Below are 16,427 nucleotides of genomic sequence, written 5' to 3'. Positions count from 1 at the left end.
CCGGTCACATAGTTAGCTATGTTCCCAGGGATTTACTCGCTTGCCGCCGTGACGCATCTTGAAATCCATTGTGTATAATTGAATGTATCTGGTTAAAAGTCAGCCCGTTAGGTTACCGGATGGCATACGGGAGTATGCCATCGGTGTGGATTCAGCGATTACTGACGGGCTAGCCTGCCGGTTGGCGGCACAAATGCGTCATTACTGCGCCACGGATTGATATCCAGCCCACCCCGGCGGGTATAACGCGCATAAACAGTGAGTTTTTCCGGCGCACATAACTGCATTAAATCATTGAAAATACGTTCAACACATTGCTCGTGGAATTCATTGTGGTGACGGAAAGAAACCAGATAACGCAATAGTTTTTCCTGATCGATTTTCGGGCCTTTATAGCGAATTTGTACTGAACCCCAATCAGGCTGGTTTGTGATCAGACAATTTGATTTTAATAGATGACTGACCAAAACTTCATCAACAACAGGTCCTGTCGCTGCACCATTAAGATAATCGCGATTGAATTGATAATCATCAATTTCAATATCCTGATTATCAATACATTTACCTTCAAAATCGGCAATTGGCTGTTGATTGAAATCATGCAGAGGGTATAAAACAACGTCAATCTCACCGTTGGCACAAGCAGACAAATCCCGTTGCAGTGTTTGCTGGACGGTCTCCCAATCAGCAAAGCGGGTTTGATTAAAGCTATTCAGATAGAGTTTGAAACTTTTTGACTCAATAAGATTTTCACTGGCGGCATTCAGACTGACATGCCCAATGGCAACCTGAGGAACACCCCGCGAATTGAGCCATGACAGTTCGTACATTGTCCAGATGTCTGCGCCGTAAAACGGCAGATTATCAGGATACAGTCCAAGTGGCTCACGGTTCATACTGCGGGGAACGGCCTGTAGTAATGCAGGTTCATACGTATCACAGTATGAAGTTGGTTTGCCGAGAGTAAGTTGGGAAAGTGCCTGATTATCTTGATACAAAGACATAAGATTCCTCAAAGGTAATATACCCTGCATTTAAGAGCGATAGGGCGGAGTTTATTGTTTTGAATACAAGCGGTAGTGTATCAAGGAATATTGATAATTCGTATTTTTATTGCGCATTTTAAAGAAACTCAGCCCGATAATTGCCATCCAAATCAGAAAAGATTCTTAAACGGGCTGAATTATTTATCCCGTGAGATATATATAGATAACTAATATAGAGTATTCGCTTTTATTTGGAAGAAATTAACTTCTCTAATAATGGCGATCTGAACAGATTATGCGGATCAAATTTCTGTAAGGTATTAATTGCCGAATGCCAATTATTATCAGCAGGTAATCCATCCGTAAATGAGGCCGGGATTTTTTGGGTCAGTATATCCTCATTAGCCCATGCACCCTTTGTGCTGTATCCCCAGCCTTTACTCCATTCAACACGAATAGACGCGTAAGTGTCATCAAATTCTTTAAACATCCATGCTTCAAGCCTGCTATAAAATTCAGCAGCATATTGGGTATCTGGATGGGTTAACACATCAAGCCAAATGGCGACGTCCCACTCTGGTCGATCCTGACGTGGGCGAATAGCAGATAGACTTGGTACTACTGCATTTTCCTGCACTACTTCAGAAGGTTCATCCAGTGCTGTAACTCGGATCTCAATGGGTCCGTTGACTGGGTATTTTCCCTGATTCTGGTATTCCTGCATTAAGGAGTGCCATTGGGCATAAAAGAGATGGAGAACTTTTTGAATATTACTTCGGCTGGTTAATATGGCATAACCATTTGCAGTAACACGTAATGTTGTTGGCTTAACATATAACAGTAAATTTTTGCTCCAGCCCCAGATATCATTTCCGGCAGCTAAAAAATAACCTAGCATCACTGCGTATTGAAGATGGGAAAATATAGGCGTGAGACTCGGATTATCATGGGTTATCTGTTTAATGAGTTGAGATATTTGAACAGGGATATTATCAGAAAACGGATAGTTGTACGGGTGGGTAACTTCAATACTGGAAATAGGCTTTTTCGGTGCAACACTCCATACCTTTAACCAAGGGTTAGCAGTGAATGGGAATAAAATAGCTTCAGCACGCCCACTTTTATCCAGAAAGTGACTAAAAGTTTTTTTATTTTTTTTATCTTGTGAAAGTGCAAATAGTTCTGTCGCCGGAATATCAGTAATACTTTCACACCGAAGACGCTGGTTTTTACCAGCCTGAAGCTCAGCATTTAAAATCAGGGAGCAGCCTAAATTCACGAGAAGAGGCGCACACTCAGGATCATTGCGCTTAAAATTCCTGATAATATATTGCTCATTTTTTTCATCCCACACGACGGCAGACAGAGAGAGTACAGAGTTACTGATTGAGCCAAAGTGATGGCCGGCTTGCGGTTCTTCATTCAGCGCCTTAACACTTGTTCCATGTCCACCGATTGCCAGTACTCCGCCAAGAGTTAAATCACCGGGTGCCGGAGTTGCAGTAAAACCAACTCCTTGCTCTTCCATTTTTGTCATGAGTGTTTCCATTAATACACCAGCCTGCGCAGTGACAATGGCATACTCAGGAAGATGTTTAATACTTACTTGATTAAAGTGCTGGGTAAGATCCATGAGCATGACTTGATGATTATTTTGTTCCTGAGCTGAAATGATCAAAGGCGACCAGTTATGTGACTCTCCCACCACTCTCAGTTTATAATTTTTTTTCCACGCCCAATTAACAACTAAAATAATTTCTTTGTCTGATTTAGGGATACTGCATGGAATATGATTCGAATAAATTTCTTCTGACCAGTTAATAAATTCTCTATATATCAATTTTACGTCTTTAGGGAAATCAGTTAATGTCAGGTTTATTTTTTTATTCTTATTTTCTTTATTTAATTTGTTTGGATTTTTGTTTTTTATGTTCATTATGTTATTACCTTGTAGGATATAAATAAAATCACTATTTTGAATCCATGTTTATAGTGTGGATAACAAGAGGTGTTATTTTTTCTATTAATACTATTTTGTTTTAATTTATGACTTATGAGAGATGGCTTTATTCATCCCCTGGCTATAAATTCAGGCCAGGTACACGGCATAATATTACTTGAAGGGAGATGATTCTCTTTCCTGTTATAAATAGTGTAGAACCTGATACCATTATTTTATGGAAGTGATGACACTATTTTTATACACAATGGATTTCAAGATGCGTCGCGGCAGCAAGCGAGTAAATCCCCAGGAGCATAGATAACTATGTGACTGGGGTGAACGAGCGCAGCCAACAAAGAGGCAATTTGAAAGACGAAGTGTATAGTTGTTATTTTGCTTAAAACCGTATAGGAATACGCAGAATACGAGTAACAGACAGAAAAATGGAAGAAACAAACATATGACCTTCAATGTGACAAAAGCACTTGCTGATTTTACCCGACGCTATGTTGAATTGTGGCAGGAGGAAACCGGATTACCACCAGCGAGCAGTGAATTATATAGTGTGCCGTCCCCCTGTATCGAACGTACAGGTGATGAGGTGGTGCACTGGCTTCCGAAGCCTTTTACTCCAGCGGATAAACTCAGTAAGGTAGAAAACGCACTGGATATCTGTTTGCAGAATTCTATTCACGACTACTATGTCACTCAGTTAGCGGGCGACATGTCTGCCAGTTTTGATGGACTGAGCTTCAGCTTGATTCAGGTATGGAGTGAGGATGATTTTGTCCGGCTGCAGGAAAATCTGATAGGCCATCTTGTGACACAAAAGCGCCTGAAACTCTCACCGACGGTATTTATTGGTACAACGGATTCTGACATGGGGCTGATTTCTGTATGTAATCTGACAGGTCAGGTCATACTTGAGCAATTTGGCAGTAAGGAACGAACCGTATTATCTGCTGATTTAGCCGCTTTCCTCTCTGCTGCTACCCCTGTGATATCTTCATAGGTGCAGATATCAGTTTACTTTTTTGTAAGACATATCTCACATGTGATGTGAGATATGTCTCTTAATCATCGTATCAATACCTCTGATAAATATTATTTTTATTTTATATCAATAATATGCAAATCATTATCAAGATATCTTTTTGGTGAAATGCTTTTCCTGACGATTCAGGTAGCTTGTTTCAAGCTACTGAATCGACGATTATTTTGTTGTTCCGCTAGGAATCACAGCGACAAAATTATTAAGGAATGATGTCATCAGGAAGGTGACTCAAGGATGATTCGGTTCGGGCAGGACTGCCAGATACTATCAATATAATGATCTTTTAAGGAATAACAGACAGGGAAGTACTTTGTCAGGGAATGCGCAGGAAGCGACCAATTTAGCCGGATTGCTATGATAATCAAATAAGAGGGGAGATTCTGTCTCCCCTCTTATTTTGTTTTGTGGCATTTTATGCTGTCACATATTTTTCGCTGAGATCGAACAGTGATACTCTTACGATTTAATGACGCAATGGCAGTTCCTGCTATTGGGATTACAGTCAGGATAAGATAAGAATCATGAGTATCGAGAAACAAATTCTCCACAAATTACAGCTCATTGAAGCCACGATGAAAACCGTTGGCTTATGGCAGAGTTACCCGCCCAAACCAGAAGCGTACGAAAGCACAGAGCCTTTCTCTATTGATACGATGGCGGCGGAAGAATGGCTCCAATGGGTATTAATTCCCAGAATGAGTGCGCTGATTGAGCAAAAAGCCAGCTTACCAACATCATTTGCAATCGCTCCCTATTTTGAAGAAGTCTATAAAGAAGAGACAGAACGTTATTTACCGTTGCTTGAGCATTTGCGTGAACTGGACAGCCTGTTTACATCGGATGATCTGGCAGGGAATAGTTGATAATGCTGGATATTATCTATCAGGATGAACACATCGTTGCAGTAAATAAGCCGGCGGGCTGGTTGGTTCATCGTAGTTGGCTGGCGCGTCATGAAACCGTCTTTGTTATGCAGACACTGCGTGACCAGATTGGTCAGCATGTTTTTCCTGTTCATCGGCTGGACAGGCCAACATCCGGCGTTTTGCTGATGGGGCTGTCGAGTGATGTGGCCCGAACACTCTCCCAGCAATTCGAACATCAGCAGGTACAAAAAACGTATCATGCAGTTGTGCGTGGTTATGTCGAAGGAGAGGAGATTATCGACTACGCATTAATGGAAGAGTTGGATAAAATTGCGGATAAATTCGCTGATACGGACAGGGAAGCGCAATCCGCCATTACTCATTACCGCGCACTGGCAAAAATTGAGTGTCCGGTTGAAATAGGGCGTTATCCGACATCACGTTTCAGCTTATTGGAACTGAAACCCAAAACCGGGCGTAAGCACCAGCTACGACGACATATGTCACATATCCGTCATCCCATTATCGGGGATACCACACACGGAGATTTGCGTCAGAATCGAGGAGTTGCTAAATATTATCAGACAGGCAGATTAATGCTGCATGCAAGCCACCTTCAACTCAGGCATCCGGTAACCGGCCAGGAGTTGTTATTGACTGCCCGTTGGGATTCTTCATGGCAGCATTTGCTTGAACAATTTGGCTGGCAAGGCCTTGTACCGGAACTGGAATGTTCACATCCGGTTGCTTGTGAATTACAGCCGACAGAATAGCCGCCTGAAAAAATAAACGTTCACCACTTATACCTAATGGATTTCAAATTGCATCGCGGCGGCAAGGGAGTAAATCCCCCAGGAGCATAGATAATGTGACTGGGGTGAACGAGCGTAGCCAACAAAGAGGCAGCTTGAAAGACGAAGGGTATACGAATAAAAGCAGTATCAAACAGAATGAAGGGATCATATCTATGGCAAAGATTGGTATTTTCGTTGGTACAGTTTATGGCAATGCATTGGCTGTTGCTGAAGAAGCGCAGCAGATTCTTGAGCAGCAGGGGCATGAGGCTGAAGTATTTGAAGAGGCAACTCTGGAGCAATGGCAGGAATACTTACAGCAGGTAGTACTGGTTGTGACATCCACAACCGGACAGGGGGATTTGCCTGATAATATCCAGCCGCTTTATGCGGAATTGAATGACCAGCTGGGTTATCAGCCTGATTTACGTTACGGCCTTATTGCGCTGGGTGACAGCAGTTATGACACTTTTTGTGGAGGAGGTCATACCTTTGATGCGCTGCTACAAGAGCAAGGGGCTAAGCGGATCGGTGAAATTCTGCTGATTGATGCTCTCGAGGTAGTTGAGCCGGAAGTTTTTGCTCAGGGCTGGGTTGAGGAGTGGGGAAATTTATTATAGGCGCTCCCGCATATTCCGTTGGTTATACCGCTTATTCCCTTTATCTCCTTGTTGCCAGAAAAGGGATAAGCGGTGTGTGACACAGCTAATATCATTACTTACGGGTCAGTTTTTCTAAATCTGCTTCTATTTCTGCGATCTTATTGGCAACGACATGCTCAAGGTGACGTAAGTCGTCGAGGATTTTGTGTTTCAAATCCACTTCTGCCTGTTCACGTTTACAAATCTGATCCAGTTCTTCCAGCACATAACGCAGGTTGGTGTTGATCTCTTTAACTTCTTTATAACCTTGCCCTGTATTATCGTCAGAGACAGTTTTGAGCTGGCGTGGGTATTTGAATTTAACGCTTTTGGCAAAGAATTCACCCCTATCTTTGCGAAAATAAATCTTAAGAATGTCGTTATTCGCTTCCTGACGGAGGCTATAGCGATCAATATCTTCAGGGTGAGTAATCCCTAAACTCTTCAAGTTATCGTACATAGCGCGTCACCTAGTCACCTAAATGAAATGGAAAATATTAAGAAAACAGCGGATTTATTATCCATTTCGAGTTTGTTGAAAGTCAATCAGTTAATTATTAGAAGGAAATCGTACAAAAAGTAACAGGTCTGCTTATTGAACTTAAGGGATAACCAAACTAATATCGACGGAAGAGATATTTATCAATTTGATAACAGCGTTAGTCATTTAGATAAACAAAATGGGGAAGGCGATGCCCAAGAGACTGATAGATCCGGGAAAAATTAATGCAGTTTTTGCTCATTTGAACGAAAACTCAGATAATTATGTTCTTTATAACTCATTAATAAGTGGATTAGAGATCACTGAGCAAATAAAAGGATTAATGCTTCCTCCCGGTTATCGCATGGTCCGTGTAGATGGGCGATTGAATGAATGGATTCAGCAATCCCATTTTGAATTAGCTTTGGTAAATGATGCATCTAAAGAGGTTGTTTATTATAACCGTGTGGTTATACAGCCAGATGTAGTGTTAAATTGTCGTCCTGTAACGCAGATTCTGGTCTGGCGTATCAGGACACCGCAGCATAGAGCTGTATTACGTGATTTAGCAGGTAAGGTGTTTTTTGATTATCTTGTTGAACAGTACAATATCATTGTATCGGATATGAACCAGACCACCGATGGCATGGCTTTTTGGCAGGATCGCATGTATGACGCGCTGGTATACCAGATGTATGTTTATGCTTATGACATGATCACTTGCGAATTACACAGGATCCAGTCTCAAACTGATGTCAGTCGTCAGGAAATGTGGTTATGGGGAGATCCGGAGCATCATCAGAATAGGTTAGCAATCATTTCTAAAAATGAACTACCAATTGAATAAGACTGTTTTGGTGACATGATTAGGTGATGCTGGGTATTATCCAGTCAGTAAAGTTGAGCCATCCAACAAGATGGCTCAACTTTTAAAACTTAATCAATATTTCGCAGCAATTCATTGATACCCACTTTGCCACGGGTTTTGGCATCGACTTTTTTCACGATAACAGCACAATACAGGCTGTAGCTGCCATCTTTGGAAGGCAGGTTACCTGATACGACGACAGAACCCGCAGGCACCCGGCCATAATGGATTTCGCCGGTTTCACGATCATAGATTTTAGTACTTTGGCCGATGTAAACACCCATTGAGATCACAGAGCCTTCTTCTACGATAACCCCTTCCACAATCTCAGAGCGTGCACCGATAAAGCAGTTGTCTTCAATGATAGTCGGGTTAGCCTGCAATGGTTCCAGAACACCACCAATGCCGACACCACCGGACAAGTGAACATTTTTGCCGATTTGAGCACAGGAACCTACTGTTGCCCATGTATCGACCATTGTGCCTTCATCCACATAAGCACCCAGATTGACGTAAGATGGCATTAATACAGTATTACGTGCAATGTAGGCGCCCTGACGTACTGCTGCTGGTGGTACGACACGGAAGCCTTCTTTTTCGAAACGCGCCTGATCATAATCAGCAAACTTCATCGGTACTTTATCGAAATAGCGGCTTTCAGCACCTTCCATAACCTGATTGTCATTAATGCGGAAAGAGAGCAGGACTGCTTTTTTCAGCCACTGATGTGTTACCCACTCACCTGCGATTTTTTCAGCGACACGCAGTTTACCGCTGTCCAACATTTGAATGACCTGATTGATGGCATCACGTGTTGTTTCATCAACAGTTGTTGGAGTGATGTTGGTACGGTTTTCAAATGCACTTTCGATAATGCCCATTAACTCGGCAATAGGTTGTATTTGCTGCATTGGTAAGGGCTCCTTTATTCTTAGTCAAATATGGGTTAGTGAACGCTATACTTTATCCTTGGTGTTAAGGGCTTCTGTCAACCTTTCTGACAATTCATCTTTGATTTTTTTATCCAGTGCCAAATAATCTTTATCCGTCAGTACAAAAAAATCCTCTACCCGCTCACCGATGGTTGTAATGCGCGCACCATGCAGGGAAATACCTAATTCGGCAAAAATACTGCCGACTTTGGCCAGTAAGCCGGGTTGATCCAGAGCGACGAGTTCCATATAAGTGCGTCGGGTATTTTGTGTCGTTAAGAAACTAATTTTGGGAGGTACGTCAAAGTGGCGTAATTTAGCCGGTAATTTACGCGTTTTGGGTGCTTTCGGATGAGGATCGTTAATGGCTTTGAGCAAAGACTGGCGGATAGGCTCATGGCGGTCAGGCGCCAGAGAGTGATCATTCGGATCCAGTATGACAAAGGTATCCATTGCCATTTCGTCCCGATTAGTAAAGATCTGGGCATTATGAACACTTAAATTGCGCCGATCTAATTCTCCCACGACAGCCGCGAAAAGAGAAGGTCTATCCTGACACCAGATAAATATTTCCGTTCCTCCATGAGAAAATGAAGTACTAATCAATACCATTGGATCGGGATATTGATGGTTAACTAAATGGCTGGCATGCCATGCCAGTTGATCCGGTGTGTGGCGCAAAAAATAATCTGCGTGGCAGCGGCTCCAGATATTATGTAACCTTTCTTCGTCAATCGCTTCCTGACGTAACAGTGCCAAAGCCTGTAGGCGGTTATGCCGGATACGTTCCCGTAAATCAGGCGTATTTTGTATCCCTTTAAGTAACTGGGTTTCAGTCGCGAAATAAAGCTCGCGCAGCAGGCTCTGTTTCCAGCTGTTCCATAGTTTGGCGTTTGTGGCACAGATATCGGCAACAGTGAGGCAAAGCAGGTAATTCAGGCGATTCTGATTTTTGACCTGACAGGCGAATTGCTGAATGACTTCGGGATCCTGAATATCCCGCCGTTGAGCAGTGATTGACATCAGTAAATGATAGCGAACAAGCCACTCCACCAATTCAGCTTCGTAAGTTGTCAATCCATGCTGTCTGGCGAAGGTAAACGCATCTTTCGCTCCCAGCTCGGAATGGTCGCCATTGCGTCCTTTGGCAATATCATGGAAAAAAGCGGCCAGCCGCAGTAATTCAGGCTGCGGTATGCGTGGATAAAGTTCAACACACACAGGATGAAGTATGCGGTTATTTTCATCGGCAAAACTTTCCAGTTTCTGTAATAACCGGATGGTGTGCTCATCGACGGTATAAGCATGAAACAGGTCAAACTGCATTTGGCCGACTATGTTGCTCCAAAGTGGAGTATAGGCACTTAATACACTGTGGCGATGCATTGGCAGCAAAGCACTTTTGACTGCGTGAGGGTGCCTCAGGATTGCCATAAAAATTTTTCGGGCTTGAGGAAGTTCGCACAATGGCTGCTTAAGGTTCCGGCGGGCATAGCGAAGCTGGCGTAACGTAGTGGAATAGATCCCGTTAATTTCCCGGTGAACGGCCATGTGATAAAACATGTTCAGAATTGATGCAGGATCACGGGTAAACAGTGATTCATCAATAACATCGATAAGATCTCCCCGTAACTGAAAGGATTCATTCAGGGGACGGGGTTTTTCATCTGGCTGTAGTGTCAGGATTGCTTCATCAAACAGTTGCAACAGCATGTCGTTTAATTCGCTGACTCGGCGAGTCACGCGATAAAAATCTTTCATCATACGTTCAACAGGCTGATTATGTTCTCCTTTATAGCCGAGAAGCTGAGCGACACTAAACTGTTGTTCAAACAACAGCCGGTTATCGTAACGGGTAACAGACAGATGGAGGGCAAAACGGATACGCCAGAGAAAATTCTGGCATTCGTTCAATTCATCCCGCTCTTCGTGAGTCAGAAAACCAAAATCGACCATTTCATCTAAAGATGTCGCCCCGAAATGACGGTGAGCCACCCAAAGGAGCGTATGGATATCACGTAATCCTCCCGGGCTGCTTTTTATATCAGGTTCCAGATTGTAGCTGGTACTGTGGTATCGCTGATGACGATTTTTCTGTTCGGTGAGCTTGGAGGCAAAAAATTGGGCTGATGGCCAGAAGTCATCACTGAAAATGTGTTTTTGTAAGCGCAGGAACAGAGGTAAATCACCACAGATTAAGCGGGATTCCACTAAGTTAGTAGCGATAGTCAGATCGGAAAGCCCTTTTTCAAGGCACTCTTCGAGAGTTCTGACACTGTGGCCGACATCCAGACGGATATCCCAGAGCAGAGCAATAAAGCGTCCAATCTGGGTTGATTGTTCTTCAGTCAGTGGATGTTCACTCAGAATCAGCAGATCGATATCTGAAAGAGGATGCAACTCGCGTCTTCCATAACCCCCAACAGCAATCAGGGAAAGAGTATCTATCTGATCAAACCCATACTGCTGCCATAACCGGGTCAGAAGTTTATCAATATAATCACTGCGTGCATAAATCAGTGCGGTCGGGGAAATACCCGCTTTGAATGCCTGTTCAAGCCATAGTTGAAACTCATCAATATGCTGCTTCAGCACCGGGCATTGCAGATCATCACATGAAAATTCTACCGGAGAGACAGGAGGAATCGGGGCGTGCGCAAAAGCAATATCAACTGGCATATTCAGAAACCTATGATAAGAAACTGTGAGATGGGCAGGCGTTTGTAGTCGATTTTGTAGTCGATGATGAAGCCCTGTGAGGACAGTTTATGTACAAGGGCTTCATTTGGCAATGCTATCCTGACAACAGGATCTTTGGCAGGAGTGAGCAAATTATGTCAGCAGATTGTTATCGATTAATCTGCGGTTGGTTTACGTAACTACTCGTTAAGCTATTACGCGTTAACCAATACCGCTGAAATCTGCGCTTCTTCCTCTTTGCGCCATGTCATGATTTCGCAGCCGTTGTCAGTAACGACAATCGTGTGCTCGTATTGTGCAGACCAGCCGCGATCTTTGGTTTTGACAGTCCAGCCATCTTTCATGGTACGGATACGATAATCGCCAGCATTGACCATTGGTTCGATAGTGAAAGCCATGCCTTTTTGCAGCACAACACCGCCATCATCGGCATCGTAATGAAGTACATGTGGTTCTTCGTGGAAAACCCGGCCAATACCGTGACCACAATATTCACGAACTACTGAGAAATCATTCCCTTCCACATATTGCTGAATCGCTTTGCCGATAGTACGCAGACGGATACCCGGTTTTACCATTTTCAGCGCAAGGTACAGACTTTCCTGAGTCACACGGCACAGTCGTTCGCCCTGAATCGTTGGTTTTCCAACGATGAACATTTTGGAGGTATCGCCGTGGAATTCATCTTTAATAACAGTAACATCGATATTAACGATATCGCCGTCTTTCAGTACCTTGTCATCACTTGGAATGCCGTGGCAAATCACGTCATTGACAGAAATACAGACGGATTTAGGAAAACCGTGGTAACCCAGACAGGCAGAAATAGCCTGCTGTTTATTAGTGATGTGTTCGTGGCAAATCCGATCAAGCTCACCCGTGGTAACGCCTGCTTTAACGTGTTGCTCGATCATCTCCAGAACTTCAGCTGCCAGACGACCGGCAACGCGCATTTTCTGAATATCTTCGTCTGTTTTGATAGTAATAGCCATGAAATCAGTCCATTAGAACCGGTAAATCACCGATTCTTTGATATTAGTTAATGAAAAAATGATGGAGTTAATGGTATCAGCCTGCCTGATATCTAACAATAACCGTTGATTGCTAAGACGTCAGAAAGCGATAACAAATGTTGGTGTATAGGGTCGGATTATGGTATAAAGCGCGCCGGTATTCTGTGTAATTGTTTCCTGTGGAAGCAATATTTCAGAAATGCTAAATAAACTCATTTGTGTAAATAACACACACGGATCGGCACATACACCGGGGTGCTCTCATGTGACTAATTCGTATGAATCTCTTTCATGCGGTATGAATAGCACACAGTTAAAGAGTCGGTGTCATGGGATCTGTGGAGGCATAACCCCAATTAACTTTATAGAGGTCTAAAATGGCAACTGTTTCCATGCGCGATATGCTGCAAGCGGGCGTTCACTTCGGTCACCAGACTCGTTACTGGAACCCAAAAATGAAACCTTTCATCTTTGGCGCTCGTAACAAAGTTCATATCATCAACCTGGAAAAAACTGTTCCAATGTTCAACGAAGCTCTGGCTGAACTGAACAAAATTGCTTCCCGTAAAGGCAAAATTCTGTTTGTTGGCACCAAGCGTGCTGCAAGCGAAGCAGTAAAAGAAGCAGCTCTGGGCTGTGACCAATACTTCGTTAACCACCGCTGGTTAGGTGGTATGCTGACTAACTGGAAAACTGTTCGTCAGTCAATCAAGCGTCTGAAAGATCTGGAAGCTCAGTCTCAGGACGGTACTTTTGACAAGCTGACTAAGAAAGAAGCGCTGATGCGTTCTCGTGAGCTTGGCAAACTGGAAAACAGCCTGGGCGGTATCAAAGACATGGGCGGCCTGCCTGATGCTCTGTTTGTTATCGATGCTGAACACGAACACATCGCTATCAAAGAAGCAAACAACCTGGGTATCCCAGTATTCGCTGTTGTTGATACTAACTCTGATCCAGATGGCGTTGATTTCATTATCCCTGGTAACGACGACGCAATCCGTGCAGTAAAACTGTACCTGACTGCTGCTGCGACTTCTGTTCGTGAAGGCCGTTCACAGGATCTGGCTGTTCAGGCTGAAGAAGGTCTTGTAGACGCTGAATAATAAGGCATGCTCATTTCTGAGCCCTTATTGACCAGGTATTGAAATATATTGGTTAGGGGGCCTGTCAAGGCCCCCTTTACATATCTGATATAGAACTATACCCAATGGATTTCGAGTTGCATCGCGGCGGCAAGGAAGAGAATCCCCGAGAGCATAGATAACTATGTGACTGGGGTGAACGAGCGCAGCCAACAAAGAGGCAGCTTGAAAGACGAAGGATATTATCTGATAACTTTCCACGCGGAATATTATCTTCCCGCGAGACACATCGAGGAATTAAACAAATGGCTGACATTACCGCTGCTCTGGTAAAAGAACTGCGTGAGCGTACTGGCGCAGGCATGATGGAATGTAAAAAGGCACTGGTTGAAGCGAATGGTGATATCGAGCTGGCTATCGATAACATGCGTAAATCAGGTCAGGCAAAAGCGGCTAAAAAAGCAGGCCGTGTTGCAGCTGAAGGCGTTATCCTGGTTGAAGTTTCAGCAGATGCTAAATTCGCAGGTATCGTTGAACTGAACTGTGAAACTGACTTCGTTGCTAAAGATGCTGGCTTCCTGGCATTCGGTAAAGAAGTTATCACTTCCGTTATGGCTGACAAAAATTCTGACATCGATGCACTGAAAGCTAAGTTCGAAGAACAGCGTACTGAACTGGTTGCTAAAATCGGTGAAAACATCAACATCCGTCGTGTTGCTATTCTGGAAGGCGAAGCTGTAGGTTCTTACCTGCACGGTGCTCGTATCGGTGTTCTGGTTGCTGCTGAAGGCGCAAACGAAGAACTGATCAAGCACGTTGCAATGCACGTTGCTGCAAGCAAGCCAGAATATGTTGACCCATCTGACGTTCCTGCTGACGTTGTTGCGCGCGAGCATCAGATCCAGCTGGACATCGCAATGCAGTCTGGCAAACCACGTGAAATCGCAGAGAAAATGGTTTCTGGCCGTATGAACAAATTCACCGGCGAAATCTCTCTGAATGGTCAGAACTTCGTGATGGATCCAAGCAAAACTGTTGGCGCTCTGCTGAAAGAGAACAACGCTAAAGTTATCAACTTCATCCGTTTTGAAGTTGGCGAAGGCATCGAGAAAGTTGAATCTGACTTCGCAGCAGAAGTTGCTGCGATGAGCAAACAGTCTTAATTGTCTTAACGGAGCCGCCGATTGGCGGTTCCGTCTTATCTATACCCAATGGATTTCAAGATGGATCGCGGCGGCAAGGGAACTCATCCCCGAGAGCATAGATAACCGTATGTTTATAAAAACGGTGAACGGGGTGAGCGAGCGCAGCCAACAAAGAGGCAACTTGAAAGACGAAGAGTAAGAAGAATTTTTACATCTAGCTGCATAGCATGGATGTGTATTAACTGAATAATTGTAGTAACCCCCAATAATCCTTATCTGCTTAGGACTGAAACACCATGGCAACCAATGCAAAACCCGTATATCAGAGAATCCTGCTTAAGCTCAGTGGAGAAGCCCTGCAAGGCGCAGAAGGTTTTGGTATCGATGCTAGCGTCTTAGACCGCATGGCTCAGGAAATCAAAGAACTGGTTGAGCTGGGTATTCAAGTCGGCGTCGTTATTGGCGGAGGCAACCTGTTTCGCGGAGCCGGTCTGGCTGAAGCAGGAATGAACCGTGTAGTCGGCGACCACATGGGCATGTTGGCAACAGTAATGAATGGTCTGGCAATGCGTGATGCCTTACACCGCGCCTATGTGAACGCCCGTCTGATGTCCGCTATTCCTCTGAATGGCGTCTGTGATAACTATAGCTGGGCTGAAGCGATCAGCTTACTGCGTCATGGTCGTGTTGTTATTTTCTCGGCAGGTACTGGCAACCCGTTCTTTACGACAGATTCCGCAGCTTGTCTGCGCGGTATTGAGATTGAAGCGGATGTTGTGTTAAAAGCAACCAAAGTTGACGGGGTTTACTCCGCTGATCCTGCAAAAGATCCAGAAGCTGTTCTTTATAACAAACTCGATTATCAGGATGTATTGGAGCGTGAACTGAAAGTTATGGATCTTGCTGCCTTTACACTGGCCCGCGATCATAACCTGCCAATCCGTGTCTTCAATATGAACAAACCAGGTGCACTTCGTCGTGTTGTAATGGGTGAAAATGAAGGTACGCTGATTTCTCACGACTGATTTCTTCGTACACAGAGACATCGGTGAGATTTGACGGTATGATCAGCGTCCTGATGCGCCAAATTTAATGACACAGGGTCATAGTATGCCATACTGGCATTTATGGTCTAGAAAATAACCAGTTCCCAAGGGTTTATAACGTGATTAATGAAATCAAGAAAGACGCACAAGACCGCATGGAAAAAAGCGTCGAAGCACTGAAAAACCAAATCAGCAAGGTGCGTACTGGCCGTGCTTCTCCTAGCCTGCTGGATGGCATCAGCATCGAATATTATGGCGCAGCGACTCCATTGCGTCAGATCGCGAACGTTGTTGCCGAAGATGCACGTACTTTAGCGATCACAGTATTTGATCGTTCTATGACTCCGGCTGTTGAAAAAGCGATTATGGCTTCTGATTTGGGTCTGAATCCATCTTCTGCCGGAACCATTATTCGTGTTCCTCTGCCTCCACTGACTGAAGAACGTCGTAAAGATTTGATCAAAGTGGTTCGTGGTGATGCAGAACAGGGGCGTGTATCTATCCGTAATATCCGCCGCGATGCTAACGATAAAGTTAAAGCACTGCTGAAAGATAAAGAAATCAGCGAAGATGAAGAACGTCGTTCACAGGACGATATTCAGAAACTGACTGATACCTTCATTAAAAAGATTGATGAAGCACTGGCGAACAAAGAAACAGAGTTGATGGAATTCTAATTGCCATTTCTCTGCTGTGTCTGGTTGATTCCGGGTTGTTTCCCAGCCAATGAAGAGGCAGCTTGAAAGACAACGGGCATAACTTAACGCCGCAGCCCTGCGGCGTTATTCTTATCATTTAATATTATCAATATTACATTTCGTATCACATTTCTTTCTCAGGCAATGGACATAGCGATCAGGACAGATCAAACTATTGC

At 44.0% G+C, this 16,427-nt stretch carries 15 protein-coding genes; 9 read left to right on the top strand and 6 right to left on the bottom strand.

All coding sequences use genetic code 11. From position 1 onward, the window contains the following. Positions 1–158 precede the first annotated feature (158 nt). Positions 159–1,004, bottom strand: coding sequence for an NADPH-dependent 7-cyano-7-deazaguanine reductase QueF (queF, locus tag AACX68_RS00485; RefSeq protein WP_228857750.1), 846 nt, complete (start codon positions 1,002–1,004; stop codon positions 159–161). Positions 1,005–1,233: 229 nt separating this feature from the next. Then, positions 1,234–2,922: a cholesterol oxidase substrate-binding domain-containing protein gene (locus AACX68_RS00480; protein ID WP_228857749.1), complete on the bottom strand. Its 1,689-nt coding sequence runs from the start codon at positions 2,920–2,922 to the stop codon at positions 1,234–1,236. A gap of 466 nt (positions 2,923–3,388) precedes the next feature. On the opposite strand from AACX68_RS00480, the gene syd reads away from it, so the two are divergent. The 4 genes from syd to AACX68_RS00460 all read left to right on the top strand — a co-directional run bounded on the left by syd (position 3,389) and on the right by AACX68_RS00460 (position 6,262). Next, on the top strand, positions 3,389–3,940 hold the full coding sequence (syd, locus tag AACX68_RS00475) for a SecY-interacting protein (protein ID WP_228857748.1): 552 nt from the start codon (positions 3,389–3,391) through the stop codon (positions 3,938–3,940). A gap of 563 nt (positions 3,941–4,503) precedes the next feature. Beyond that, a complete protein-coding gene (locus AACX68_RS00470) occupies positions 4,504–4,845 on the top strand; it encodes a YqcC family protein (protein WP_228857747.1) in 342 nt (113 codons plus the stop codon). Positions 4,846–4,847: 2 nt separating this feature from the next. Continuing rightward, a complete protein-coding gene (truC, locus tag AACX68_RS00465; protein WP_099108921.1) occupies positions 4,848–5,621 on the top strand; it encodes a tRNA pseudouridine(65) synthase TruC in 774 nt (257 codons plus the stop codon). Positions 5,622–5,815: 194 nt separating this feature from the next. Further along, positions 5,816–6,262, top strand: coding sequence for a flavodoxin (locus tag AACX68_RS00460; protein WP_228857784.1), 447 nt, complete (start codon positions 5,816–5,818; stop codon positions 6,260–6,262). A 94-nt stretch (positions 6,263–6,356) separates the two neighbouring features. Here the strand turns inward: AACX68_RS00460 and AACX68_RS00455 are convergent, their stop codons facing one another. Beyond that, positions 6,357–6,743: a DUF3461 family protein gene (locus AACX68_RS00455; RefSeq protein ID WP_099108919.1), complete on the bottom strand. Its 387-nt coding sequence runs from the start codon at positions 6,741–6,743 to the stop codon at positions 6,357–6,359. Positions 6,744–6,975: 232 nt separating this feature from the next. On the opposite strand from AACX68_RS00455, the gene AACX68_RS00450 reads away from it, so the two are divergent. Then, the gene (locus AACX68_RS00450; RefSeq protein ID WP_228857746.1) at positions 6,976–7,611 is read left to right on the top strand and encodes a hypothetical protein; all 636 of its coding nucleotides are present in this window, start codon (positions 6,976–6,978) and stop codon (positions 7,609–7,611) included. An 89-nt stretch (positions 7,612–7,700) separates the two neighbouring features. Here the strand turns inward: AACX68_RS00450 and dapD are convergent, their stop codons facing one another. From dapD to map, 3 genes are all read right to left on the bottom strand, one after another. After that, positions 7,701–8,543, bottom strand: a complete 843-nt coding sequence (dapD, locus tag AACX68_RS00445) for a 2,3,4,5-tetrahydropyridine-2,6-dicarboxylate N-succinyltransferase (RefSeq protein ID WP_255704997.1) — start codon at positions 8,541–8,543, stop codon at positions 7,701–7,703. 45 nt (positions 8,544–8,588) lie between these two features. Beyond that, positions 8,589–11,243, bottom strand: coding sequence for a bifunctional uridylyltransferase/uridylyl-removing protein GlnD (glnD, locus tag AACX68_RS00440; protein ID WP_228857745.1), 2,655 nt, complete (start codon positions 11,241–11,243; stop codon positions 8,589–8,591). Positions 11,244–11,458: 215 nt separating this feature from the next. Beyond that, a complete protein-coding gene (gene map / locus AACX68_RS00435; RefSeq protein ID WP_099108917.1) occupies positions 11,459–12,256 on the bottom strand; it encodes a type I methionyl aminopeptidase in 798 nt (265 codons plus the stop codon). A 398-nt stretch (positions 12,257–12,654) separates the two neighbouring features. On the opposite strand from map, the gene rpsB reads away from it, so the two are divergent. The 4 genes from rpsB to frr all read left to right on the top strand — a co-directional run bounded on the left by rpsB (position 12,655) and on the right by frr (position 16,227). Beyond that, a complete protein-coding gene (gene rpsB / locus AACX68_RS00430) occupies positions 12,655–13,380 on the top strand; it encodes a 30S ribosomal protein S2 (RefSeq protein WP_228857744.1) in 726 nt (241 codons plus the stop codon). Between the two features lie 284 nt (positions 13,381–13,664). Continuing rightward, complete coding sequence (gene tsf, locus AACX68_RS00425; protein WP_228857743.1) at positions 13,665–14,522, top strand: translation elongation factor Ts; 858 nt, start codon at positions 13,665–13,667, stop codon at positions 14,520–14,522. Positions 14,523–14,800: 278 nt separating this feature from the next. Further along, positions 14,801–15,529, top strand: coding sequence for a UMP kinase (pyrH, locus tag AACX68_RS00420; protein ID WP_086955305.1), 729 nt, complete (start codon positions 14,801–14,803; stop codon positions 15,527–15,529). 140 nt (positions 15,530–15,669) lie between these two features. Next, the gene (gene frr / locus AACX68_RS00415) at positions 15,670–16,227 is read left to right on the top strand and encodes a ribosome recycling factor (protein WP_099108913.1); all 558 of its coding nucleotides are present in this window, start codon (positions 15,670–15,672) and stop codon (positions 16,225–16,227) included. Positions 16,228–16,427: the final 200 nt, after the last annotated feature.

This window comes from Xenorhabdus sp. PB61.4 (genome assembly GCF_963894935.1).
Lineage (GTDB): Bacteria > Pseudomonadota > Gammaproteobacteria > Enterobacterales > Enterobacteriaceae > Xenorhabdus > Xenorhabdus stockiae.
This window is presented reverse-complemented; position numbering and strand designations above follow the sequence as displayed.

Coding starts and splice junctions, on each gene's coding strand:
- tsf (WP_228857743.1), top strand. CDS start 13,665: ATGGCTGACATTACCGCTGCTCTGGTAAAAGAACTGCGTGAGCGTACT.
- AACX68_RS00480 (WP_228857749.1), bottom strand. CDS start 2,922: ATGAACATAAAAAACAAAAATCCAAACAAATTAAATAAAGAAAATAAG.
- AACX68_RS00455 (WP_099108919.1), bottom strand. CDS start 6,743: ATGTACGATAACTTGAAGAGTTTAGGGATTACTCACCCTGAAGATATT.
- queF (WP_228857750.1), bottom strand. CDS start 1,004: ATGTCTTTGTATCAAGATAATCAGGCACTTTCCCAACTTACTCTCGGC.
- truC (WP_099108921.1), top strand. CDS start 4,848: ATGCTGGATATTATCTATCAGGATGAACACATCGTTGCAGTAAATAAG.
- AACX68_RS00470 (WP_228857747.1), top strand. CDS start 4,504: ATGAGTATCGAGAAACAAATTCTCCACAAATTACAGCTCATTGAAGCC.
- syd (WP_228857748.1), top strand. CDS start 3,389: ATGACCTTCAATGTGACAAAAGCACTTGCTGATTTTACCCGACGCTAT.
- AACX68_RS00460 (WP_228857784.1), top strand. CDS start 5,816: ATGGCAAAGATTGGTATTTTCGTTGGTACAGTTTATGGCAATGCATTG.
- dapD (WP_255704997.1), bottom strand. CDS start 8,543: ATGCAGCAAATACAACCTATTGCCGAGTTAATGGGCATTATCGAAAGT.
- map (WP_099108917.1), bottom strand. CDS start 12,256: ATGGCTATTACTATCAAAACAGACGAAGATATTCAGAAAATGCGCGTT.
- pyrH (WP_086955305.1), top strand. CDS start 14,801: ATGGCAACCAATGCAAAACCCGTATATCAGAGAATCCTGCTTAAGCTC.
- glnD (WP_228857745.1), bottom strand. CDS start 11,243: ATGCCAGTTGATATTGCTTTTGCGCACGCCCCGATTCCTCCTGTCTCT.
- rpsB (WP_228857744.1), top strand. CDS start 12,655: ATGGCAACTGTTTCCATGCGCGATATGCTGCAAGCGGGCGTTCACTTC.
- AACX68_RS00450 (WP_228857746.1), top strand. CDS start 6,976: ATGCCCAAGAGACTGATAGATCCGGGAAAAATTAATGCAGTTTTTGCT.